Source organism: Enterobacter sp. PL_is511, assembly GCF_055816065.1.
In genome coordinates, this window is sequence record NZ_JBVPGP010000019.1 from 172,167 (window position 1) to 194,504 (window position 22,338).

23 protein-coding genes and 1 pseudogene are annotated in these 22,338 nt (G+C 54.5%); 12 read left to right on the forward strand and 12 right to left on the reverse strand.

The window, feature by feature from the left end; all coding sequences use genetic code 11:
* Positions 1-20 precede the first annotated feature (20 nt).
* The 4 genes from dndE to dndB are packed head-to-tail and all read right to left on the reverse strand — an operon-like array spanning position 21 to position 5,080.
* Positions 21-374: a DNA sulfur modification protein DndE gene (gene dndE, locus AC0TN7_RS07135; protein ID WP_126326245.1), complete on the reverse strand. Its 354-nt coding sequence runs from the start codon at positions 372-374 to the stop codon at positions 21-23.
* Positions 374-2,374, reverse strand: a complete 2,001-nt coding sequence (gene dndD / locus AC0TN7_RS07140) for a DNA sulfur modification protein DndD (protein ID WP_473701967.1) — start codon at positions 2,372-2,374, stop codon at positions 374-376. Before dndD ends, dndE begins: the two co-directional genes overlap by 1 nt.
* Positions 2,364-3,998, reverse strand: coding sequence for a DNA phosphorothioation system sulfurtransferase DndC (dndC, locus tag AC0TN7_RS07145; protein WP_063152434.1), 1,635 nt, complete (start codon positions 3,996-3,998; stop codon positions 2,364-2,366). Before dndC ends, dndD begins: the two co-directional genes overlap by 11 nt.
* The gene (gene dndB, locus AC0TN7_RS07150) at positions 3,995-5,080 is read right to left on the reverse strand and encodes a DNA sulfur modification protein DndB (protein ID WP_047364012.1); all 1,086 of its coding nucleotides are present in this window, start codon (positions 5,078-5,080) and stop codon (positions 3,995-3,997) included. Before dndB ends, dndC begins: the two co-directional genes overlap by 4 nt.
* A 555-nt stretch (positions 5,081-5,635) precedes the next feature.
* On the opposite strand from dndB, the gene AC0TN7_RS07155 reads away from it, so the two are divergent.
* On the forward strand, positions 5,636-5,944 hold the full coding sequence (locus AC0TN7_RS07155) for a helix-turn-helix domain-containing protein (protein ID WP_063152437.1): 309 nt from the start codon (positions 5,636-5,638) through the stop codon (positions 5,942-5,944).
* Positions 5,945-6,076: 132 nt separating this feature from the next.
* Here AC0TN7_RS07155 and AC0TN7_RS07160 read toward each other — a convergent pair.
* Positions 6,077-6,630, reverse strand: a pseudogene (locus tag AC0TN7_RS07160) (transposase); the annotation flags it as partial.
* 302 nt (positions 6,631-6,932) lie between these two features.
* Between AC0TN7_RS07160 and AC0TN7_RS07165 the strand changes: the two are divergent.
* The 4 genes from AC0TN7_RS07165 to AC0TN7_RS07180 all read left to right on the forward strand — a co-directional run bounded on the left by AC0TN7_RS07165 (position 6,933) and on the right by AC0TN7_RS07180 (position 9,345).
* Positions 6,933-7,448 (forward strand): DUF2778 domain-containing protein, encoded by a 516-nt coding sequence (locus AC0TN7_RS07165; RefSeq protein WP_010427296.1) that lies wholly within the window; start codon positions 6,933-6,935, stop codon positions 7,446-7,448.
* A complete protein-coding gene (locus AC0TN7_RS07170; protein ID WP_473701968.1) occupies positions 7,429-7,947 on the forward strand; it encodes a hypothetical protein in 519 nt (172 codons plus the stop codon). The genes AC0TN7_RS07165 and AC0TN7_RS07170 overlap by 20 nt, the downstream gene beginning before the upstream one ends.
* A 1-nt stretch (position 7,948) precedes the next feature.
* Positions 7,949-8,434 (forward strand): Hcp family type VI secretion system effector, encoded by a 486-nt coding sequence (locus AC0TN7_RS07175; protein ID WP_008501360.1) that lies wholly within the window; start codon positions 7,949-7,951, stop codon positions 8,432-8,434.
* 443 nt (positions 8,435-8,877) lie between these two features.
* On the forward strand, positions 8,878-9,345 hold the full coding sequence (locus tag AC0TN7_RS07180) for a SymE family type I addiction module toxin (protein ID WP_473701991.1): 468 nt from the start codon (positions 8,878-8,880) through the stop codon (positions 9,343-9,345).
* 58 nt (positions 9,346-9,403) lie between these two features.
* Here the strand turns inward: AC0TN7_RS07180 and AC0TN7_RS07185 are convergent, their stop codons facing one another.
* Positions 9,404-9,775 (reverse strand): hypothetical protein, encoded by a 372-nt coding sequence (locus tag AC0TN7_RS07185; RefSeq protein ID WP_473701969.1) that lies wholly within the window; start codon positions 9,773-9,775, stop codon positions 9,404-9,406.
* 575 nt (positions 9,776-10,350) lie between these two features.
* Positions 10,351-11,355 (reverse strand): tryptophan--tRNA ligase, encoded by a 1,005-nt coding sequence (gene trpS, locus AC0TN7_RS07190; RefSeq protein WP_473701970.1) that lies wholly within the window; start codon positions 11,353-11,355, stop codon positions 10,351-10,353.
* Between the two features lie 199 nt (positions 11,356-11,554).
* On the opposite strand from trpS, the gene fosA reads away from it, so the two are divergent.
* Positions 11,555-11,980, forward strand: coding sequence for a FosA/FosA2 family fosfomycin resistance glutathione transferase (fosA, locus tag AC0TN7_RS07195; protein ID WP_473701971.1), 426 nt, complete (start codon positions 11,555-11,557; stop codon positions 11,978-11,980).
* Here fosA and AC0TN7_RS07200 read toward each other — a convergent pair.
* Complete coding sequence (locus tag AC0TN7_RS07200) at positions 11,966-12,973, reverse strand: LacI family DNA-binding transcriptional regulator (RefSeq protein WP_473701972.1); 1,008 nt, start codon at positions 12,971-12,973, stop codon at positions 11,966-11,968. The genes fosA and AC0TN7_RS07200 overlap by 15 nt on opposite strands.
* A 185-nt stretch (positions 12,974-13,158) precedes the next feature.
* On the opposite strand from AC0TN7_RS07200, the gene AC0TN7_RS07205 reads away from it, so the two are divergent.
* Positions 13,159-14,247: a cellulase family glycosylhydrolase gene (locus AC0TN7_RS07205; RefSeq protein WP_473701973.1), complete on the forward strand. Its 1,089-nt coding sequence runs from the start codon at positions 13,159-13,161 to the stop codon at positions 14,245-14,247.
* Between the two features lie 50 nt (positions 14,248-14,297).
* Entirely contained in the window at positions 14,298-15,692 is a 1,395-nt protein-coding gene (locus AC0TN7_RS07210) for an MFS transporter (RefSeq protein WP_032649974.1), read from the forward strand.
* A 41-nt stretch (positions 15,693-15,733) separates the two neighbouring features.
* On the opposite strand, the gene AC0TN7_RS07215 is transcribed toward AC0TN7_RS07210, so the two are convergent.
* Genes AC0TN7_RS07215 through AC0TN7_RS07230 form a run of 4 tightly spaced genes read right to left on the reverse strand, consistent with a single transcriptional unit; the run spans position 15,734 to position 20,480 of the window.
* Positions 15,734-16,555 carry an alpha/beta fold hydrolase gene (locus AC0TN7_RS07215; RefSeq protein WP_024909512.1) on the reverse strand — a complete coding sequence of 274 codons (822 nt, stop codon included), beginning with the start codon at positions 16,553-16,555 and terminating at the stop codon, positions 15,734-15,736.
* A gap of 30 nt (positions 16,556-16,585) precedes the next feature.
* Complete coding sequence (locus AC0TN7_RS07220; RefSeq protein WP_473701974.1) at positions 16,586-18,205, reverse strand: MFS transporter; 1,620 nt, start codon at positions 18,203-18,205, stop codon at positions 16,586-16,588.
* On the reverse strand, positions 18,202-18,609 hold the full coding sequence (locus AC0TN7_RS07225; protein WP_473701975.1) for a DoxX family protein: 408 nt from the start codon (positions 18,607-18,609) through the stop codon (positions 18,202-18,204). The genes AC0TN7_RS07220 and AC0TN7_RS07225 overlap by 4 nt, the downstream gene beginning before the upstream one ends.
* On the reverse strand, positions 18,609-20,480 hold the full coding sequence (locus AC0TN7_RS07230) for an amidohydrolase (protein WP_024909509.1): 1,872 nt from the start codon (positions 20,478-20,480) through the stop codon (positions 18,609-18,611). Before AC0TN7_RS07230 ends, AC0TN7_RS07225 begins: the two co-directional genes overlap by 1 nt.
* 219 nt (positions 20,481-20,699) lie before the next feature.
* Here AC0TN7_RS07230 and AC0TN7_RS07235 point away from each other — a divergent pair, with 219 nt between their 5' ends.
* The 4 genes from AC0TN7_RS07235 to AC0TN7_RS07250 all read left to right on the forward strand — a co-directional run bounded on the left by AC0TN7_RS07235 (position 20,700) and on the right by AC0TN7_RS07250 (position 22,330).
* Positions 20,700-21,386 carry a hydrolase gene (locus tag AC0TN7_RS07235; protein ID WP_473701976.1) on the forward strand — a complete coding sequence of 229 codons (687 nt, stop codon included), beginning with the start codon at positions 20,700-20,702 and terminating at the stop codon, positions 21,384-21,386.
* A gap of 61 nt (positions 21,387-21,447) precedes the next feature.
* Positions 21,448-21,669: a DUF1427 family protein gene (locus AC0TN7_RS07240; RefSeq protein ID WP_473701977.1), complete on the forward strand. Its 222-nt coding sequence runs from the start codon at positions 21,448-21,450 to the stop codon at positions 21,667-21,669.
* The gene (locus tag AC0TN7_RS07245) at positions 21,666-21,929 is read left to right on the forward strand and encodes a XapX domain-containing protein (RefSeq protein WP_024909507.1); all 264 of its coding nucleotides are present in this window, start codon (positions 21,666-21,668) and stop codon (positions 21,927-21,929) included. Before AC0TN7_RS07240 ends, AC0TN7_RS07245 begins: the two co-directional genes overlap by 4 nt.
* Before the next feature lie 20 nt (positions 21,930-21,949).
* The gene (locus tag AC0TN7_RS07250; RefSeq protein ID WP_008501346.1) at positions 21,950-22,330 is read left to right on the forward strand and encodes a response regulator transcription factor; all 381 of its coding nucleotides are present in this window, start codon (positions 21,950-21,952) and stop codon (positions 22,328-22,330) included.
* Positions 22,331-22,338 lie beyond the last annotated feature (8 nt).

Below are 22,338 nucleotides of genomic sequence, written 5' to 3' on the forward strand. Positions count from 1 at the left end.
CTCTTTGTGGGCAGGTTTTTTTAAAGTGCACTACAAAACTCATTTAAACTTTTATAGTTCCGAATCGCTGATATCCCATCTTCAACATGAGCGGCCCAAGCTTTTAATAAGTCTTTAGTTGAGTAATTAGGGTAAAGATACCTTAATGTTAATTCTGTAACATGCATTGTTTCACCCAGCCAAGTTAACTTATCCAATACTAAGCTACCGTCTAATTTAATATCTTGTTGCTGAAAAGAATATATATAACCATTTTCAATAGAACGAAAAAATGCTAAACGGGCTGAAACATTTGGAGTCAAGCCAGTATATCCTTTAAGCCTTTTTAATTGTTCTTCAGTCTGTCGGCTAAGTTGCATTCTATTTGGGAGCATTAGATTACCTCCTTAGTTAATTGCCAGAAGTATCCTGGTTTAAGTGCAGATGATTTTGTCCGTGCATTAAACACGATCTCATATGCATGAGAAATATCATCTCTAAGCTGATCAACAAAATATCTTTCATCTACTTCTGTATCTGTAGAAAGCAACACAACCTGATGGCTTGCATAAGGGAAATAATGATTGATTAGTTTATCTCTATGTTGAGAGTCTAAACGCCCCAGTGGGGTATCAATTATCACTGGCAGATCTCGACCCGATGTTTTAGCCAGTGCTTCAAGAATCGCTATCGCATAAATTTGCTTCTCACCAGCGGAGAGTAGTTTACGGTTGATAACTTTGTTGTTCTCATCCGCCAGTTCAACATCAAATGTTTCTGGATTGATATGCGCATTTAGCTGCAAATCTTCTTTTCTGGCTAACTTGCGGTAAGCAACTTCGAAGTTAGCAGAAAGGGTTTTTACTCGCGCCTGAGTTAATAGTTCACTGTAGCGATCAAGTAAGCTGATCGTCTCTTGCGCATTATTGAACGCACTATTAAAGCTATGCTGGTTGCGCGCTGCGTCGTGAGCCTTTTGAACCTGGCGAGCGCAATCAAGTTGCTGTTGTTTGGTATTTTTTGCTTCTTCAAGGAATGAGCGATACTCCTGCCGCTTAGCTTCACGTTGACGATCTAGCTCTCGGAGTCTTTCAAAAATATCCATCAGCTGATCATCTTCCGGCGCTCGGGCGATGTTTGCTGCGGCTTGCTCTAACTGTTCTTCTACTTCTGCCAGCTGGTTACGATAAAGATCGAAGCGTTGCCAGGCTTTCTTACTATCCTGTTCGATGGCCTGCTGAATCATCCCTGCTTCACGTTCAGATATGTCAAACAGCAATTCACCTTTTGGTTTATCAGCAAGATATGTTTTAAGGTTGTCTTCTATAGCCTCAGCAGCAATTTTGCCTGTGCTTCCTGAACGGAAGGAAATGTCGCTTTTTAATTGCGTAAGAAATTGATTCAATTCCTTTTCGAAGCTATTTGCCTGTTTTATTTGCGTCTCAGTACTAATCTGTTCTAGCAAACGACCCAGAGTTTTTGGAGCTAAAGCATACGGTAGTGAGCTATCACACTCATGACGAAGCGCTTTTTCCAGGCGATCTTTTTCTTTTAAAAGCGTCTCGACCTTCTGTTTCTCCTGGGTTTTTGTTTGAGCAAATGCCCCCCCTTGTGCGTTAAGAAGGGTCTCATTCTGCACAATTTCCTTGGAGATCAGATCAATACGCAATTTAGCGAAATCAGCCTTTTCAAGAGTTTGCTCGGTTTTAAAGGCAAATTCTTTAATCTTTTTCTCAAGTTCAAGCAGCTTCTGCTGTTGAGATTCAGCCAGTTGACCAGATTGTTGGCGCTTCACGAAAATTGTTAAATCGTTCCGGAGCTTCTCGATTAGATCCAGACCCAGCAGACGACGCACAGCCGTACGGAGGATGTTTCCCGATTCGTCCTCAGCAAGCTCCGCAATTTTTTCACCATCGAAGAAAAACAGGTCGGCTATGCCGTGGGGGATTAATTCATTTAAAAAACCCTGGCACTGATCATAGCCAAGTCCTTCAATGAGTTTGCCATCCTGCTGTAAGGACAGTTTGTCTCGCTTACCTTTTTGCCAGGTGCGGGTAACGGTAAATTCAGCCTCCTGACCACCTTTGTTGTACGTAAAAATAAGCTCGACTGAGGCCTCATCGGGCTGTTCACCCAAAGTTGAGCCGTTGTGTACCAGGGCACTAAGCTCTTCCACATACTCTTGCTGTTGAGTAGTTGAACCAAATGCAAGCCTTCCATAAAGGGCCAGGCGGATAGCGGAAAGTATTGATGTTTTACCTGCGCCGTTTAACCCACCGAATAAAACGATAGGGCGGGGGTTATCGTCGTTCTGTCGTTTTTTAGGGGCCAGATCGATAACATGGGTTCCATTGAAAACCCGATAATTACGCAGTACCAGCTGTTTAATTAACACGTTCTTTTTCCTCACTGGTAAGCAGAATTGGTTCGCTGACTTCGGCAATTCTCCGCTGCAGCATCTGCAGTTCAGCTTCTATGCTTGCCACTTCTTCCTGATGAACATCACGCTCATTACGTTTCTGCAAAGCTTCCTGCTGTTGTTTTATCTCTTCAAGACTTCCCCAGTCTTGCTTGAGGATCGTCCCTAGCTTGTCGAAGATCCCCTGGCGGCGGCTCAGGCCTTCCATCGAAACTTCAAGCTCGATCAATTTCATAACCATTTCAGGTACAACATCAAAACCTTGGGCAATTTGTTCGAGAAGTTCGGCATCGCTGGCGTCAAAACGTGATTGATCGTCTATAACCCAGTCCAGATCCTTGCCATAAACCTCGCGATAAATACCCGGTAATGTGTCGTACCAGTCAGGCTCATTGGGATCTTTTAGCCATTGCTGGCGTATGGCATGAAGCTCTGGTTCTGTGATCAATGTAATGGTGTGACCCTGAGCGTTCATATCACGCTCAATCGTCAGCAATTCCTTCAACCATTCCTGGCGATACTTAAGCCAGTAAGGACCTGGCACATGTTTACGCTCAGCTGTAAGTTCCTCGCCATCTTTCGCATACTGATAGCTCACTTTACCTGTGCGTCGTTTATAGTTGCGGTAGGTATCTTTGTTTACTGGATCGGTTGTGAAAGCCAGCAGGTCGCGGTATTTCAAAAGTGGCGACATCCACTCTTCACCGTTCTGGATTAAGCTTTCCATCGCTTTATCTTTTGTGACAACAGTACATGTCCAGCAACCAAAGCGTGAGTTACCGCAGGAAGGCGTGCTGTCATCAATAACTAGCGGGCATTCACCCTGAGCTGAGGAATCCATATAAAGAGTCCACAGCGGGCGGTTATTACCCCCCCAGGGGCTTTCCCACTCATCAATATCATCAGGCGCATATCTAAATGCACCACGCAGTAATTTCCATACATCTTCCACATCCCAGGTATCAATAGGGGTGTAAATAAATGCATTAGAAAGTGTGGTATGACGCGCAAGGCGCGAGCCGTCAATCTTATGCTTTGCAATAACTTGAGCACGTGATGCACTTTCACTGCTGCGCGATCCGAGAACGACAATAACTTCCTCAAACTGGCTGACCTTATCTTTGATAAAGTCACTTACCGGGTTGATTTTCATGCGTTCAGTACACCAACGGAAACTACGGGTAGGCGCTGGATAGCCTTTACCAAGCAGGTTTACCCAGAATGTTTCGTTGGTTTTTGGGGTTACAGCATGTTGTGTTATCGGTAAGCCGTCGCGCTTAGCGCCAGCTTCAATCTGGAGCATCGTTTTTTTGATGAGGTCTACTACAACCGGCGTTTCTACGAGCGTGTCTGAGGAAACGACAAACACATCCTTCGTACGCATTTCCGGCGGAAGACCCATCAGCGCCAAGTAAACAAGGGTAATGACTGCTGACGAGTCTTTACCGCCACTGTAGCCAATCACCCAAGGTCGTTTATCTGCGCAGTAGACACGCTGAACTTCAGAGACAAAATCAGCGAGAGTACGCCCTGCAAATTGCTCTTCGTTTATGAAATCTTCATAGTCGGCCAGATCATAGGCCTGAGTTAATGTACTCATGATACAACCATCTGAGCTTCAAGCTCTTTTTCTTCAGGAGAAAGGGGGAGAGACAGCGCAATTTTTAAAGCGTTGCACGTTAGCTGAATGGCGGTGCCGGTTTTGCTCAGTTTGCCATGCTGCATTGCGCGCTTAATCATCTCAGGATTACTTTTACGCCAGTCAAAGGTTTTTAGCTTCGTAAGTTTTTCCTGCCAGTGCTCAGGTTCTTCAGCCAGTAGTGAACGGCCCAGAAGGCCCAAAGCCTGCAAACCGATACCGTGGGCATGTACATAATCCTGGCGGAGCTGCGCTGGAGATACTTCTTTTCGCGCAGCAAGCTGCCAGTCTGGCATGACTTTGAAAATAGCCTGCCAGTATAGCCTGGCGATGTGCGTATTGTCCTCAATGCTGCCTACTTTAGGGTCTTTACCAAGCAGGGCGCGTGTTGCCTGTTTAATGCTGCTTAGCGTGAACAGTTTATTGGAAAGCAAACTGATACTGGATTTTTCAAGTTCAGTAAGACCAATAAAGGGCTCGATAGACATGGCCAGATAGCGGGCAAGGTTCGAGCTTACGTCGCGATGATCGTAAAGCGCGGATAGAGATGGGCTAGGGCGGATTGCGTATTTGTTCAGGTCAGCAAACATCTGCTGACTACGCCTTAAACCTTCATCAACAAAGAACAATACGGGGATGTTGTCCTGTCCTAATTCAGGACGCTCAGAAAGGGCATCCTCGATAGCCTTACGGCGATGTTGACCATCATTGATAAGAATTTGCGCATCCATTGGTACGCGAAGCGTTCCAAGGTTGTTGGAGTTTTCGAACTCGTCAAACTGTACATCGACCGCAATGGATGCAGTTAATGCAGAGAATACGTAATCTTTTGGGTTTTCAAGTAAATAACGTACCATCTCTGGGATGCGTGATTTATTCAAGATACGCTGAGCGCGCAGCTCCGGCGGCACGTCTGTCTCATCAAAGCTGAAGATCTTTGGGATGATGCGCATAGGGCAAGTGGCGATATAGAATGGTCGTCCAGCCTGGACACCCCTTACAGCGGGGAAAGAGTAGCAATAGTCTGCATCAAAGTTAGCCATGATCTAGTCCCTGTTTTAAATACGCTATTACGTTACATTTTACGTAAAAAATTTCTCAGAACGAAATTTTTATGATGATAAAACACGAATTGTTAAAGATTTACGTATGATTTAACGTAACTCTTTGCTGTGCTTGATTCTTCTTGAATGTAAACCTCGAGGCAAAGTATTGGAGTAACAACGCGGCCGTATGAACTCAGATTGATACCAGTTGCCCCGGCATAGAAGAAGTTTACTTTGTGCCATGGTCTTCCAAGAGCGTTAATCGTTGTGTAGGAGCTGACACCGAAGGTGGCGAGCTAAAGCTCGTTCCTTTTCGAGAGCCGTTAAAACGCATGCTTTTTACCTAACCCTTCTTCCTGTCTCCTTGTGAGAAGTTGACTGAACGAGACACTACGTTATTCGTAGCTTCTTTGGAATCTATAAAGCTACGTTTAACGTAGTTTTGCGAGGGCGCTCGAGAATTTTTGAAAATCTTACATAAAAATCAATCTAGCGGTTGCACTACGTAAAACGTAGTATCTTCCTTGGGCATTAACTACGATTATCGTAGTTATGAAAACATCCAATCCCCACAATCAGCTCTTCAGTCGACGCCTCAAAGAGGTGCGCTTAGACATGGCGTTATCGCAAAAAAGCCTGGGTATTTTGGCTGGCATAGATGAGTTTGCAGCGAGCGCACGTATCAACCGCTACGAGAAAGGGGTTCATCAGGCAAGCATAGAAGTCGTCCGGCATCTCGCTAAAGTTCTTGAAGTGCCTGTAGCATACTTCTACACAGAAGATGATGAACTTGCCTCTTTAGTCCGTCTTTGGCCAAAGTTGGACTCGGAGAAGAAAAAAAACATTCTTCAGCAGCTCTAAACAAAATAGAGTGCTTCGATGTACTTTCTCCTCTCGAAAGGCTTTCCAGTGATTTAGAACCAAAACCCAGTATTTGTGTCTTGCTTTAATTCGTCTGATTTTATTTTCTGAATCCCCCTCGCAAATTCCAAATTTACCCCACACCAAACTGCTGTATTTATATTCAGTGTAAAGCAGATGAACGCGTTTATGGTTTTAGGTATTGCCTCGCCTGCGCAGCAGTTGAAACAACTTCTAAAACCGTAGCGCGGATAGCGCTCTACCAGCTCAGTCAGTGCCTGGATCACCGCTCCATCATCCGTGCATCGAGCTGGTAAAAATAAATCTTCCTGCTCAGCGATAATGTCCTGCAGGCCTAGCGTAAACTCATGGCAAATTGCGCCGTCAGATAGCTGGCGAGTTCACGGATTATCGCTGTTTTTAAAGCTTTTATTTAGTAACGTCTTTCAGAGCCCGGCATTCAAGGCTGAAATAGGCAAACATCTGTTTGGGCGACGATTTTCATCCTCCGGATCTTTGGTTTTTTAAATATCAGCTACTTCCATCCCGCCATATTTTGCTTTCCAATTTTAATAGCTGGCCTCAGAGATACAGGCTTCGCGGCAGACATCCTTAACGGCACGTCCGGCTTCGAAGGACTTCAGAACGGCAATGAACTGGTGGTCAGTGAATCGGGCTTTACGCAAGGCGAGCTCCTCAGGCGGACATAATCAGTATGCCGGAAGATCTCTAAAAGTGAATGGTTCGTTTTTGCCGGGATACTTACACTGCCAGCGGTTCGGTCTCGCCCCTGAGGGTACATGGTCAACTTGATAAACTTCGCTTCCTGACACACCTCTGATGTTACCGTCTAACGGCCTAACACGTTGTCTTACCACCAACGGGCTATTGTCTGAAAATCAGAGGTCTCCCGGAAGAAAACCTTCTTATGTCCGATTGCGTAGGAGTACGATAAGCCAACAAATCATTATAGATAAAAGGGTTATCAATGGCTCTACATGGAAGGTTCGTAATTAATGATGCGTACTACTCCCCGTTATCGTTTCCTGGTATAGGCACGTTTTTAGCATTCTCTGGTAATGGTGCCTACCGTAACCGTGGGGCATGTGGAATGATCCCCAAAGAGGGGCCTGTACCAGCGGGTAAATACTGGATTGTTGACCGCCCTCAAGGTGGACTCAAGTCACAGCTAAACACAGTGGGAAGAGACATTTATAATCACTTCGCCAATGGTGCAACGTTCAAACATTCTGAATGGTTCGCATTATGGCGTGATGATTGGGGGATCGACGATTACACATGGATTGAGAGCGTTCAGCGTGGCAATTTCCGTTTACATCCAGGCGTACTATCAGAAGGTTGTATCACTCTCCCACATGATTCTGATTTTGCCATGTTGCGTAATGCTCTGTTGAGAAGCCAAAGAATAGATGTTCCTTGCATGAGGAAGCTACAGGCATACGGCACGATTGAGGTGATCTCCAATGGCAAAACATGCCCTTAGTTTATTCATCAAGATAGTGCTGTTCGCTGTTGTTGTGCTGATCGTTGCTGACATGGTTCCGTATGATGGATTAGTTAATTCTATTACGGGGCTTTTCGATTTCCAAAGCGCCGACAAGTTTACCCGCTTCATTTTGGGTGAACCTGATTTAGAAGTTTGGGAATCGTTAGACGACTATTTTAGCATCTTAATTAATACATTAATCAGCGTACCTGTCATGAGCGCCATTACCACGGCGTACAGTGGCGCGACACAAAAAGTTAGTCCAGCAGGCATCCCCAGAGAGTGGTTCAGTTCCACATTGCGACGGTTAGCTAAAATCTTCGGGTTTACCTTCCTGTTTTGGGCGTTGTTTCGCTTGCTGCCTTATCAGTCTTTATTCCCAGATCAAACGTATTCAAATTTCACAATGGCGGCGATTGTGGGCTTTCAGTTGCTCTTAACGATTGTTTGCTACTGGTTCATCACGAAGAAAATCACAACTAAAAGGAGTTTGTAAAATGCCTATTCCGGCTTACATGTGGCTTAAGGACGATGGCGGCGCAGATATTAAAGGAGCTGTAGACGTTCAGGATCGCGAGGGGAGTATAGAGATTGTTGGCTTTAGTCATGGTCTGAACATTCCAGTAGACAGTGCCAACGGGAAGATTACTGGTAAGCGTTCACATTCTCCGATGATGATTGAAAAGGAGTTTGATAGCTCCAGCCCGTATCTATACAAAGCCGTTGCCACCGGTCAAACGTTGAAAAGTGCGGAAATTCGCTGGTATCGCATTAACCATGCAGGACAAGAAGAGTGCTACTTCGTCATGACCATTGAGGGCGTGAAAGTGACGGGCATTAACCCAGGGATGCCAAACGCTAAAATGGCAGGAAACTCACAGATCAACCACATGGAATCTGTTTCCCTGATGTATGACAAAATCACCTGGCGTTATGTTGATGGTAATGTCCAGTATACGGACGATTGGAACGTAAGAGCGTAACAAATAGAAAGGAGGCATTGAGTGCCTCCTCTTTATTAACGCTTATCCTCTCAAGGGAGCCTGTCCGTAATTCTGTGTAACTGCCATCGTATTAAAGGTGATTGCTCAGTCGGTCACCGAACTTGATAATAAAAGGACTCATTGCCAGCCCGCAGATCGGCGAATGGTTGCTCTGAGGTCCATGCGGCCACTCATCTTATATTCTGATAGTCCTCGCTGCGTAATTTCCCTGACCCAACCCTTTTCCTGAATCTCCCTCGCAAATTTCAAATTTATCCCACGCCAAACCGCTGTATTTATATTCAGCTCTGTATAATGAGCACCAGAAATTACGCCGAACGGCAAAGGAAGTATCAAGGAATATTTAAAGAGAGAATTCGCGATATGAAGGTGCTGCAACACCCCCATACCGCTAACCACAACCAACTATCGAGGAGTTGAAAATGGCTGCGACGAATTTTAAGCCAGAGTTTACTGTTTGCAAAACAGAATCAGACGCTTTCACCGGCATGATTGAAAACCGCGAACTGGTACGCAAAAACAGCGCCCGCCGTTTACACGGCAACCAGCTCAATGCGGCGCCCGTCCATCCCCGCGCGGAGACGCCGCAGGACAGTGCCGCTTGCTGCGAACTTTATTCCCGCATAGATATGAAATACCTTCTGCTGGGCGGCGAGTGGTTAACCCGTGCGGGCTTTATCGACGGCATGCCCGTAAAAATCCGCGCCATGAAAGACTGCATTGTGATTACGCCGCAGCATACAAGAGAATTATGGGGATGCCTGGAAGGTATGAGCGTGGTGAATATAAATAAGCATAAAGTCGCGCAGTGGTTGAAGACCTTCCCGGGTGCATTAAATGATACAGGAGATGTTCCGGTGATTAAGCGTGGGAGTGGGCGGGCTGTTTAAACTTCAAGCCAGTATGCGCGGGCATGTGAGCACATGCCCGCACTACGCTAAAAGTCACTCAATCATGATGTATTTGTTCTTTCGCAGCCTTAACCAGCACAGCATGGAGCTCGCCAACGGTTAAATCGCGTATCACAGGTTCGGGAATGCCTCGTAACCTGCGAATCAAACGGCAGATACCAAAGTAATCTATGCCCTCTGTGCTAAAAAGAAACTCGTTTTCAGCGAGGGAAAAAGTTTTCTCATAGCCATCTTCTTCAGTGACGAGCGTAACGCCAAACGCTTCCTCGCAGTCTTCTATCAGGGCATCGCCATCCATGCCGCAGATATCAAGGTCGGCTTCGATTAGGGTGTTCTCATCAATGTGCTTGCGATGATGTCCAGAGGACTGACGCACAACCTCAATGACCTGCGAAAGAGTGGGTTGCATTATGTTTAATTCCTTTAGTACAGAAATGACGTAGACATTCATCAGTAGATCGAGTTAACGCCTGGGACTTATTATTGAAGGTACAAAGAAAATCAAAACAATCCACGCAAACATCCCAATGATTTTTAACGGCCAAGGTTCGAATACATCAAAGCACACAATTGCGCCTATAACTAATAGTGGTCCTCCTACTAATTCCACTATCCCATCGAAAATATTTAACTTATGAGGCAATACGCGATTCAGTAAAATGGTCATGAAATGTGCGCATCCTAAAATGAGGACTATTACTATAGTGCAGTCTTTCCAGTTATCAGTGACACCCACGCAAATGAGACATAGCGCGATCACTAAAACACAAAGTAATGTATTCAGCATGGAAATAATAAAGTTGCTCATAACAGTTGTCGCGACGTTTAAAAATATAAAGAGTCTATGAATATCGTGCTCTTAGTCGGATGACAAACGACATTCGCTAATAATGCATTTAAGAGACTCTTGCGCTTTAACTATTATTTTAATGGGCTACAAAGCGGCTTCGTGCTCTTCCCACGCACTCCACCGCTAAACCTAACTTAACTAAACACTGGCACCCCCAACCCAACCTTCACCTCCCTCAACGTCTCCTGCGTCACCCCCCGCGCCCGTTCCGTCCCGCGCTTCAGCATCGCCATCAGCTCCCCCTTATCCCGCATATACATCGCCCTCCGCTCCCGCATCGGCGCAATCAGCTCCTGCAGGCACGCCTCCAGTTCGTTCTTGCAAACCCGGTCGCCCAGCCCACCCGCCTGATAGTGCGCCTTCATCGCCGCCACTTTCTCTTTGTCCGGGTGAAACGCGTCGAGGTACGTAAACACCACGTTCCCCTCAATCTGCCCTGGGTCGCTCACCTTCAGGTGGTTCGGGTCGGTGTACATGGCGCTGACCGCACGGTGAATGGTCTCTTCACTGGCCGAAAGGTGCAGCGTGTTGCCCAGCGATTTCGACATCTTGGCGCTGCCGTCGATGCCGGGCAGGCGGCTGGTGTCGCTCAGCATCGCCTTGCAGTGGCGCAGCACCGGGGCGGGGAGCAGGCTGTTCATCTTGTGCACAATCTCGTTGGTCTGCTCAATCATCGGCAGCTGGTCGTCGCCGACGGGCACGCACTCGGCCTTGAACGCGGTGATGTCCGCCGCCTGGCTGATGGGGTAGGCCATAAACCCGACCGGCAGCGAGCGGGCGAAGCCCTTCTGCGCAATCTCGTTCTTCACCGTCGGGTTACGCTCCACGCGGGCGACGGTGACGATGTTCATATACAGCATCGTCAGCTCGGCGAGGGCGGGCAGGGCGGACTGCAGGCAGATGGTGGTCAGGTTCGGGTCGATACCGGCGGCGAGGTAGTCGGCCAGCACTTCGGGGATGTTGTCGCGGATTTTCTGCGGGTTGCTGCCGTTGTCGGTCAGCCCCTGCAGGTCGGCAATCAGCACAAACTGGCTGTGCGTCTGCTGGAGCGCCACGCGCTGGCGCAGCGATCCGACGAAGTGGCCGAGGTGCAGCGGGCCGGTTGGGCGATCGCCGGTGAGGATGGTTTGCTTGTTCATAAAGACTCCTTAATGTGCAGTTGCCGAAAGGGGTCTTAGAAATGTGAAAGCCGCCTTTCGGCGGCTATCTGAAAATGGGGAAAACTACTCCGTGCCGCCTTTAAGAAGGCAGCCACCAGCGGTTTACGGTGAGGACGGCGTGGTTTATGTTCATCTCTTTACCGTATCACGTCCGGCGCGAAAAACAAAAGGGCACGTCATGCTGCAATCACTCAACCACCTGACCCTTGCGGTCAGCGACCTGCAAAAAAGCGTCATCTTCTGGCACGAGCTGCTGGGGCTGACCCTGCACGCCCGCTGGAATACCGGGGCCTATCTCACCTGCGGCGATCTGTGGGTCTGCCTGTCGTACGACGAGGCGCGCCGGTACGTGCCGCCGCAGGAGAGCGACTACACCCACTACGCGTTTACCGTTGCGGAAGCGGATTTTGAACCGTTCTCGCAAAGGCTGGAGCAGGCGGGCGTCACCGTCTGGAAGCAGAACAAAAGCGAGGGGGCGTCGTTCTATTTTCTCGACCCGGACGGGCACAAGCTGGAGCTGCACGTGGGCAGCCTCGCCGCGCGGCTGGCGGCGTGTCGCGAGAAGCCCTACGCGGGCATGGTGTTTACCTCAGACGAGGCTTGAGGCGCGCACCTTCAGCCTGCCCGCCAGCGTCACGTGCGTGGCGGCATCTTCCTGATTGCACAGGTACTCCACCGCCAGTCGTCCCAGCTCGCTGTAGGGGAGCTGGATACTGGTCAGCGGCGGGGTGAGCTGCTCGGAGATCTTCTGGTCGTCGTAGCCCGCCAGCAGCATATCCTGCGGGATGCGCACGCCGTTCACCGCCAGCGCCTGATAGCAGCCAATCGCCAGCCAGTCGCTGGCGCAGAAGATGGCGTCCGGGCGCTCGGCCAGTTCCAGCAGAGAGGTGGTGGCGGTAAAGGACTCGCTGAACTGCCAGTTGGTCTGGCGCACCAGGCTATCGTCGCAGGTTAATCCGGCCTGCTGCAGCGCGGCCTGGTAGCCCGCCAGTCGCTGGCGCGAGGCCTCCATCCAGCTCTCCCCGGTGATGTGGGCGATGCGCGTGGCCCCGCAGGCGATGAGGTGTTTAGTCACCTGGAAAGCGTTGGCGTAGTCGTCCGGGATAAACGACGGCAGCAGCGGCGAGCCGGGGTCACGCTGGTTGAGCAGCACCAGCGGGATGCGGGTGCAGTCCTGGAAGGCGGTCATGTCCACCAGCGTGGTGATCGGGGAGGCGAGGATAATCCCGATGCAGTTGCGCTTCTCCAGCTGGCGGATGATGTTCAGCGCCAGCTCGATATCGTCGCCGTAGTCGTAGACGGTGAGCAACGTTTCATTGCGCCACGCCGCTTCCCGCGCCTGGCTGATGGCGTCGATAAACGGGTCAAAGCTCTGCATGGAGCTCACCAGCAGGGCGATCTCTTCCTGGTTGCGTGGGGCGTGAACGGCGGGGAGGCGGTCGTAGCCGAGCTCGGTAGCCACATTAATCACCCGCTGGCGGGTGTCGTCGCTGAGCTTGATGTTGCGGGACTGGTTAAGCACCAGCGATACCGTCGCCTGCGACACCCCTGCCGCCCGCGCAATATCGTTCATCGTTACCTTCGTTTTTCGCTTCATCCGTCCTCTCCCTTTCGCGACTTCGCATCATACCCTAACCGCACGCTTACGCGCCGTCGATCACGTTTCTCATTCATCGAAGCGTGAACTTTGTGAGTGGCATCGCTTTTCTTCGTGCGGGAAATTGCGCATTTATCCCGCAGCTAATATTTATTAGCTAAATATTATCAGTAAGAGGACGCGTAATGAAAGAGCAGTGGAGCAGGGAGCAGGCACAGGCGTGGTATCAGCAAAAAGGCTGGCTGTGCGGGTTTAACTACCTGCCGTCGACGGCGGTGAACTGGACCGATATCTGGCAGGCAGAGACCTTCGATGCCGCCACCATTGAGCGCGAGCTGGGCTGGGCGGCGGAGGCGGGCTACAACACTCTGCGCATCAACCTGCCGTTTATCGTCTGGGAGCACGACCGCGACGGGCTGATGGCGCGCATCGACCGCTTTTTGACGATTGCTGACGGCCACGGGTTCAGCACCATGCTGACCCTGATGGACGACTGCGGCTTCTCCGGCGACGAGCCGTACCTCGGCCCGCAAAAGCCGCCGGTGCCGGGCAAGCACAACAGCCAGGCGGCGGCGAGCCCGGGGCGCGACAAGGTGTGCGATCCTGACTGCTGGGCAGACATTGAGCGCTATATCCGCGACGTTGTGCGCCAGTTCCGCGAGGATAAGCGCGTGCTGTTGTGGGATCTCTACAACGAGCCGGGCAACCGCGGCATTTTCGCGACGGGCACGCAGGAGGTGCAGTACGACGCGAAGCTGGAGACCTGCGCCCACGAGTTGATGAAGCTGGCGTTCCAGTGGGTGCGTGAAGAAGACCCAACCCAGCCGCTCACCGTCTGCGCCTGGCGCCTGCCGCCTGAAGAGGAGGGCGAGACGTTCTTCCAGCACCCGCTGGACCAGACCGCGCTGGCGCTCTCGGACGTGGTGAGCTTCCACGCCTACACCCACACCGGGCGCATGACGGCGATTATCCAGCAGCTGCAACAGCTCGGACGACCGCTGTTCTGTACCGAATGGCTGGCGCGCCACGTGGGCAGCACCATCGAAGAGCAGCTTCCGCTGATGTACGCGGCGAAGGTCGCGCCGTACCAGTGGGGTCTGGTGCGCGGCAAAACCCAGACCTGGCTGCCGTGGCCGGTGGTGATGAAGGAGTCCACGGACTACTGCCGCCTCTGGTTCCACGACGTGTTTGAGGAGAACGGCATTCCGTTCTCGCGCCGTGAAATCGCCCTGATGCAGCAGCTGCGCAAGATCGCCCCACAGGCGCAGGACTAATAATATCGACCCGGCGGTCCACCGCCGGGCAACCAGGCAGGCATATAACAATGGCAACGACAATGAAAATACCGTCTCGCGAGCTGTGGTCTTATTTTGGTTATGGTTTAGGTCAGTGTTTTAGTTTTGGTTTAGTGGGTTCGTTTATTAACTATTTTTACACCGACGTGCTGGGGATCTCGGCGCTGGCGGCGAGCACCATCTTCCTGATTGCCCGCGCGTGGGACGCGGTTCACGATCCGCTGTTTGCCAGCATTATGGACACCATTAACAGCCGGTTCGGCAAGTTTCGCCACTTTTTGCTGATCGCCCCGCTGCTGATCACCGGCGTCACGCTGCTGTCGTTCTATAAAATCGAAGCGGACATGACCACCAAAATCCTCTACGCCGGGGTGACCTACATCCTGTGGGGGACGCTGTACGCCATCTCCGATATCCCGTTCTGGTCGATGTCGTCGGTGATGACCAACGACTCCGGGCAGCGCACCCGCGCGGTGACGGCGGCGATGCTCGGGGTGAACGCCGGGATTGCCTGCGCCAACATCTTCTTCCCGAAGCTGGCGGCCTATTTCGCCCAGTACAGCAATGACAAAGGCTACTTTATGGCGGCGCTGGTCATGATGCTGGTGGGCCTGCCGCTGATGCTCAACGGCTTTATGCAGATCAAAGAGCGCGTGCCGCCCAGCCCGGAAAAGGTGACCATCCGCGACACCTTCCACAACCTGCGCCAGAACAAGCCGCTGTTTATCGTCCTGCTGTCGTTCTTCTTCTGCGTGTTTCACAACGTGGCGGGCGGGCTGTATATCTACTTCTTTATCAACAACCTGGGCGACGGCAGCCTGCAGATGGCGATTGGCGTGATGGGGATTGTGGCGGCGGTGCTGTGCCTGGTCGCCCCGATGCTGACGCGCCGGATGCAGAAGCGGAAGCTGTTTATGATCCTCTGCGGGCTGGACGTGGCGGTGCGCGTGGTGATGTGGTTTGTCGGCTATCAGCAGGTAACGATGCTGTTTATTCTGCTCGGCCTGAGCACGCTGTTCGTGATGATGACCAACATCCTCACCTCGTCGATGATTGCCGACACCATCGAGTACGCGGAGTACCACACTCACAAGCGCTGCGCGGCGATCACCTTCTCCGGGCAGACCTTTACCGGCAAGATGTCGGTGGCGGTGGGCGGCGGGTTAATCGGGGTGTTCCTGACGATGATCGGCTACGTGCCGCAGGCGCAAATCCAGAGCGAGAGCGTGCTGTCGGGGCTGTTCTTCGGGATTTGCCTGCTGCCGGCAATAGGGTCGCTGATCCGAATGGGCTTTATGTCGCGCTTTACCTTTACCGAAGAGAAGCACGCGGAGATTTGTCGGCTGCTGGCGGAGCGCAACGCGTCTGCGAAAGCGCCGGGTGGCGGCTGCGCCTTACCCGGCCTACAGGACCAGCCCTTGTAGGCCTGATAAGCGAAGCGCCATCAGGCTTCGCTTTTTAAGACTTACAGCGACTTCACAAACGCCAGCAGGTCTTCGTTGAGCTGGTCCTGGTGGGTCAGCGCGAAGCCGTGCGGCGCGTTGTCGTACACCTTCAGCGTGGCGTTTTTGATCATCTCTGCCGCCAGCTTGCCGGTGCTTTCAAACGGCACGATCTGGTCGTTGCTGCCGTGGATCACCAGCGTCGGCACGTCGATTTTCGCCATATCCGGGCGGAAGTCGGTTTCGCCGAAGGCGGTCACGCAGTCGATGGTGCCCTTCAGGGAGGCCAGCAGGGCGATGTTCAGCGTCTGGGTCAGGGCACCGGCGGAAACGGTCTGTCCGGCGTTGGTGCCGTAGAACGGGGTGGCGAAGTCGCTGATGAACTGGGCGCGATCTTTACGCAGTCCGTCGCGAATGCCGTCGAACACGCTCTGATCCACACCCTGCGGGAAGGTCTCAGATTTACCAAAGATTGGCGTAACCGCGCCCAGCAGCGCCAGACCGGCCACGCGCGCGCTGCCGTAGTTGTTAATGTAGCGGGTCACGTCGCCGCCGCCCATGGAGAAGCCCACCAGCGTCACGTCCTGCAGGTCCAGGGTGGTAATCAGGTCGTTAATGTCGGACGCAAAGGTGTCGTAGTCGTAGCCGTTCCACGGCTGATCCGAACGGCCAAAGCCGCGACGGTCAAAGGCGATGGCGCGGAAGCCGCGCTCGGCCAGGTAGTTCAGCTGGCTGTCCCACATGTCGCCGTCCAGCGGCCAGCCGTGGCTGAAGAGAACCGGTTTGCCCGCGCCGCCTTCTTTGTAGTAAATCTGCGTGCCGTCTTTTGCCTTAAACGTTGCCATAGTGTGTTCCTGTGCAGGTGATGGTTATGGTTATACCGGCGCGACCAGATAGCGAATGGCCGGTGATGTTGTGCCCTGATGAAAAGCCAGAACGCGGCTCTGCAGCAGGAGGTCATTCATGGTGTGGCGCTCCTGCTGGCGCAGATGCTCAATCCACGAGCCCATCAGGAAGGTCTCGATAAACAGGCCGGGGCGCTCAATATCTTCGTATACCGCCCAGCTCATCGCCCCGGCGCGGCGTCGCACCCGGCGCAGCTCGTGTACCGCCTCCAGGAAGGCTTTTGCGTTGTGCGGGTCGATGATGTACTCGTGCGAGACCAGCACCGGGCCGCGCTCGTTCGGCAGGTCGATCTCCACGCCGTCCAGCGGCTGGCCGCTCAGGTCGAGGTTCAATTCCGGGTCTTTCTCCAGCTTCCAGCGGAACACGGTGGCGCTTGCCAGCACCATCCCCAGCGTGGCGACAACCAGCGCGGTCGGGGTGCCGAACCGGGAAGCGATCTGCCCCCAGATAGCGCTGCCCGTGGTCATCGAGCCGAAGAACACCGTCAGGTAGACCGCCAGCGCGCGGGCCTTCACCCAGCGGGCGGCGCTGCGCTGCGCGCCGAGGTTCAGCGTCGAGAGCACCGCAATCCACGCGAAGCCGGTGAAGAACTCAAACAGGTTGAGCAGCCAGACGTGGCGCACAAACGCCAGCGCCAGCATGGTGAGGGCAAAGACCAGGCTCGCGGCCACCATCAGGCGGTCGGCGTTCAGCCGCTGGCGCAGGCGCGGCAGCAGGATGGCCCCGGCAATCGCCCCCAGGCCAATGCACGCCAGCATCACGCCGTAGCCCGCCGGGCCCAGGCCCAGCTCGCGGCGCGCCACCAGCGGCAGCAGCGCCCAGCCCGCGCTGCCGAAAACGAAGAAGGCCACCGTACGCACCAGCACGTTGCGCAGCACCGGGGCGGCGTGCACGTAGCGGATGCCTGTGCGCACCGCAGAGAAGAAGTGCTCCGGCGGCAGACGCTGAATGGACGGGGCCGGGCGCCAGCGCCACAGCACCCACGCCACGCCCACCACGGACAGCGCGTTCAGGGCAAACACCATCCACGGCCCAGCGAGCGACAGCAGGAAACCACCCAGCGCGGGGCCAATCGCCCGGCTGATGTTCACCCCCAGCGAGTTCAGCGCCACGGCGGCGCCCAGCTCCGGCTTGCTCACCAGATCGGGCACCACGGCCTGGAACGGCGGCGAGCTCATCGCCGCCCCTACGCTCAGCAGAAACGTCGCCACCAGCAGCACGGTGGGGGTGACGTGTCCGGTGAAGGAGAGCACCGTCAGCCCGGCGGCGGCGATGAACACCCACAGCTGGGAGAAGAGCAGGTATTTACGCCGGTCAACGATGTCCGCCATCACCCCGGACGGCAGGGCGAAGAGGAACATTGGCAGGCTGCTGGCCGCCTGCACCAGCGCGATATCCAGCGGGTCGGCGCTCAGGGTCAGCATGCTCCAGTTGATGCCGACGTCGCTCATCCATGAGCCGACGTTAGAGACCACCGTGGCGATCCACAGCATGCGGAACACCGGCTGGCTCAGCGGCTGCCAGGGTGAAACCGTCGGTGCGGGCGCCGTCTCGACGTGTGCGTCGCGAACGTCGTTAACCTGGGTCATGCGAACCTCTCCGTTGCCTTACGCTGCAGCCGCCACTGGCCCGGCCCGGTGAGGGCGAGAGTGGTGAAGATAATCAGCAGCAGCCAGCCAAACTGCCCTTCGGCAATCGACCAGTTCGGGTGGACCGCCAGCATCGCCACCAGCAGCACGGCGATAATCGGCAGGCACGCCAGGCGGGTGTAGACGCCCGCAATGATAAACAGCGGGCAGATCACCTCGGCGACAATCGCCTGGATCAGGCTCGCGTAAGGCCCGAAGCCGAACGGATCTTCAATGCGCGTCAGCTCTTCGCTGAAGTGCAGCACCTTCGGCAGGCCGTGCACGTAGAGCAGCAGCAGGCTGCCGGTCAGGCGCAGGAAGAACAGCCCCAGGTCGATCCGGGGCGGCATAGTGGTGTTTTTCATCAGAATGCAAAGCAGCTGCAGCCCAGCGCCCCCCAGAAAGCGTTATCGTCGGACACCGGCATCGCTGACGTGCGGGCGAAATCGTGCTGGTGGCTGTGAACCCCGCACGGGCCGCTGCAGTGGTGGACAGCGCTCATACCCACGCGTGCAGCCTGCGGCGGCGCGCTGCGGTAGTGGCCCGGCACCTTGACCACCGGGGACCACTCGGGCAGGACCGGGATGGCCGGCGGTGCGAGCGGGCCAAAGCTGCCCGCGGCGTAGACGATGTCGCCGTTGACCACCGTGAGAACGGACTCGATGCCCTTGATCTCCTCTTCCGGCACGCGGAAATAGTCTTTGCTCAGCACCGCCAGGTCGGCGAGCTGGCCGACCTTGATCTGCCCCTTCTGGTTCTGCTCGCTGGAGAACCACGCGCTGCCCTGGGTCCAGAGCATCAGGGCTGTATCGCGGTCCAGACGGGCGCTGTAATCGTACATCTGCATCCCGCCGACGGTGCGGCCGGAGACCAGCCAGTAGAGCGCGGTCCACGGGTTGTAGCTCGCCACGCGGGTGGCGTCCGTCCCTAAGCCCACCGGTACGCCGGTCTCGAGCATTTTCGCCACCGGCGGCGTGTGGCGGGTGGCTTCGATGCCGTAACGCTCGGCAAAGTATTCCCCCTGGAAGGCCATGCGGTGCTGCACGGCAATGCCGCCGCCAAGTGCTTTGATGCGGTCGATGTTGGCCTGGGTGACGGTTTCCGCATGGTCGAAGAACCAGTGCAGGCCGTTGAACGGAATGTCGCGGTTCACCTTCTCGAACACGTCCAGCATGCGGCTGATGGATTCGTTATAGGTGGCGTGCAGGCGGAACGGCCAGCGGTGCTCCACCAGATGGCGCACCACGCGCTCCAGCTCGTCCTCCATGCCCGGCGCGAGGTCCGGGCGCGGCTCGAGGAAATCTTCAAAATCGGCGGCGGAGAAGACCAGCATCTCGCCCGCGCCGTTGTGGCGGAAGAAGTCGCTGCCCTGGCCCGGCGTGAGCATGTCGGTCCATTTTTCAAAATCTTCCAGCTCGTGACCCGGACGCTGGGTAAAGAGGTTGTAGGCGATGCGGATGGTCATCTGCTTTTTCTCGTGCAGCTCGGCAATCACCTCGTAATCTTCCGGGTAGTTCTGGAAGCCGCCGCCCGCGTCGATGGCGCTGGTCAGCCCCAGACGGTTGAGCTCGCGCATAAACTGGCGGGTGGAGTTGACCTGCTGCTCCAGCGGCAGCTTCGGCCCTTTGGCCAGCGTGGCGTAGAGGATCATGGCGTTCGGACGGGCAATCAGCATCCCGGTCGGGTTGCCGTTGGCGTCGCGCTGGATCTCCCCGCCCGGCGGGTTTGGCGTGTCTTTGGTGTAGCCGACCACCTTCAGCGCGGCGCGGTTGAGCAGGGCGCGGTCGTACAGGTGCAGGATGAAGACCGGGGTATCCGGTGCCGCGTCGTTAATTTCGTCCAGGGTTGGCATGCGGCGCTCGGCAAACTGGAACTCGGTCCAGCCGCCCACCACGCGCACCCACTGGGGCGACGGGGTGCGCAGGGCCTGCTCTTTCAGCATCCGCAGGGCGTCGGCCAGGGACGGCACGCCTTCCCAGCGCAGCTCGAGGTTGTAATTCAGCCCGCCGCGGATCAGGTGCAGGTGCGAGTCGTTGAGGCCGGGGATGGCGGTGTGGCCTTTCAAATCCACTACTTTGGTGCCGTCGCCGTGGTGTTGCATCACCTCGGCGACGGTACCCACTTCCAGAAATTTTCCATCGCGCACGGCAACGGCTTCCGCGACGGGGTTTTCGCGATCGACGGTGTGAAACTGGCCGTTAACCAGAATGAGATCGGCTTTACCTGGGGTAACCATAAACTGCTCCTGACTGAGAGGGGAATGGTCAGGATTATGGGAACCGGTTTCGGCAAAGATCCAGTTATACAATAGGATAGGTATACCAAAGTATAGCTATACCTAAGGTTAACTATACGAAGAGATAATTACGCGCGGAGAAGGAAAACCGCAGGATGAGGGTGACTTTATCGTCGCGGCGCTCGCGGCGATTTCTACCCTTAACCACTGGAAAATGCTATGACCTCTTCAAAGCTCGAAGTGTTAACCCCTGCGAACTGTCAGATCATCTTTATCGATCACCAGCCACAGATGGCGTTTGGCGTGCAGTCGATTGACCGCCAGGTGCTGAAAAACAACACCGTGGCGCTGGCGAAAGCGGCTAAGGTGTTCAACATCCCGACCATCATCACCACCGTAGAGACCGAAAGCTTCTCCGGTAATACCTATCCGGAACTGCTGGACGTGTTCCCGGGTCAGGACATCCTGGAGCGTACCTCCATGAACTCCTGGGACGACCAGAAGGTGCGCGACGCGCTGAAGGCCAACGACAAGAAGAAGGTCGTGGTTGCCGGTCTGTGGACCGAAGTGTGCAACAACAGCTTTGCCCTGTGCGCGATGCTGGAAGGCGACTACGAAATTTATATGGTGGCGGACGCGTCCGGCGGCACCTCCAAAGAAGCCCACGACTACGCGATGCAGCGCATGATCCAGGCGGGCGTGATCCCGGTGACCTGGCAGCAGGTAATGCTGGAGTGGCAGCGCGACTGGGCGCGTAAAGAGACCTACACCGCGGTGATGGACATCGTGCGCGAGCATTCCGGCGCGTACGGCATGGGCGTGGATTACGCCTACACCATGGTGCATAAAGCGCCGTCTCGCCAGAAGAGCGAGCACCGCACCTTAGCGCCGGTCCCGGCTCGCTAAGTCCCGTCGGCGGGCTGGTCCCTCATCCGGCTCGCCGCTGCCTCTTTCTCTGGAGTTCACGATGAGTACTGGGCTGATATCCCTTGCGGCAGGCGTGTTGATTGGCCTGATGTATGCCGTGATGAAGGTGCGCTCCCCCGCGCCGCCCGCGCTGGCGCTGATTGGTCTGCTGGGGATGCTGGCGGGTGAACAGGCGACGCGCCATCTCTTATCCCGCGACGGCGCCCCACCTCCTCAGGTGACCGTTCCGCAGGCGGCATCGCAGACGGGAGCGTCATCATGAAAGCATGGATAATTTCGCTGGTGTGCGGCGTGGTTGCTGGGGTAATTTACGCTCTGCTCGACGTCCATTCCCCGGCACCGCCGGTTGTCGCCCTGCTTGGCCTGTTCGGCATGCTGGTGGGTGAACAGCTCATCCCGGTGGGACGACGTTTACTGAGTCGCGAACCGCTCACCCTCGCCTGGTTTCGTCACGAATGCGTACCGAAAATCAGCGGCACGGCGCCCCCTGCGCCCGCGAAGGACCCTCGCGACGTTAAATGACTGGTTAGAGGAAAAACAGCATGACGCTGCCGTGGCGCATTGCCATCATTGATGACGAACGTTCCGTCCGCAGCGGGTTGAGTAATCTCCTGGAGTCGGAAGGCTATTCAACCGACACGTTTGATTCGGCAGAGGTATTTCTGAGCCATCCGCTTGCCCTGTCCGGCGCGGCGCTGGTGATCACCGATATCAAGCTCCGGGGCATGAGCGGCCTTGAGCTGTTTGACAAGCTGCGGCTGCTGGCCGTACCGCCTCCGCCCGTGCTCTTTATCTCCGGTCATGCAGATGAAAATATGCAGCGGTACGCTCTCGGTCTGGGCGCCGCTGCTTTTTTGCGTAAGCCGATTAACATCGATATTCTGCTGGATCATATTCAGCGGGAGCTGGCCCGCCGACAATAAGGATCGCG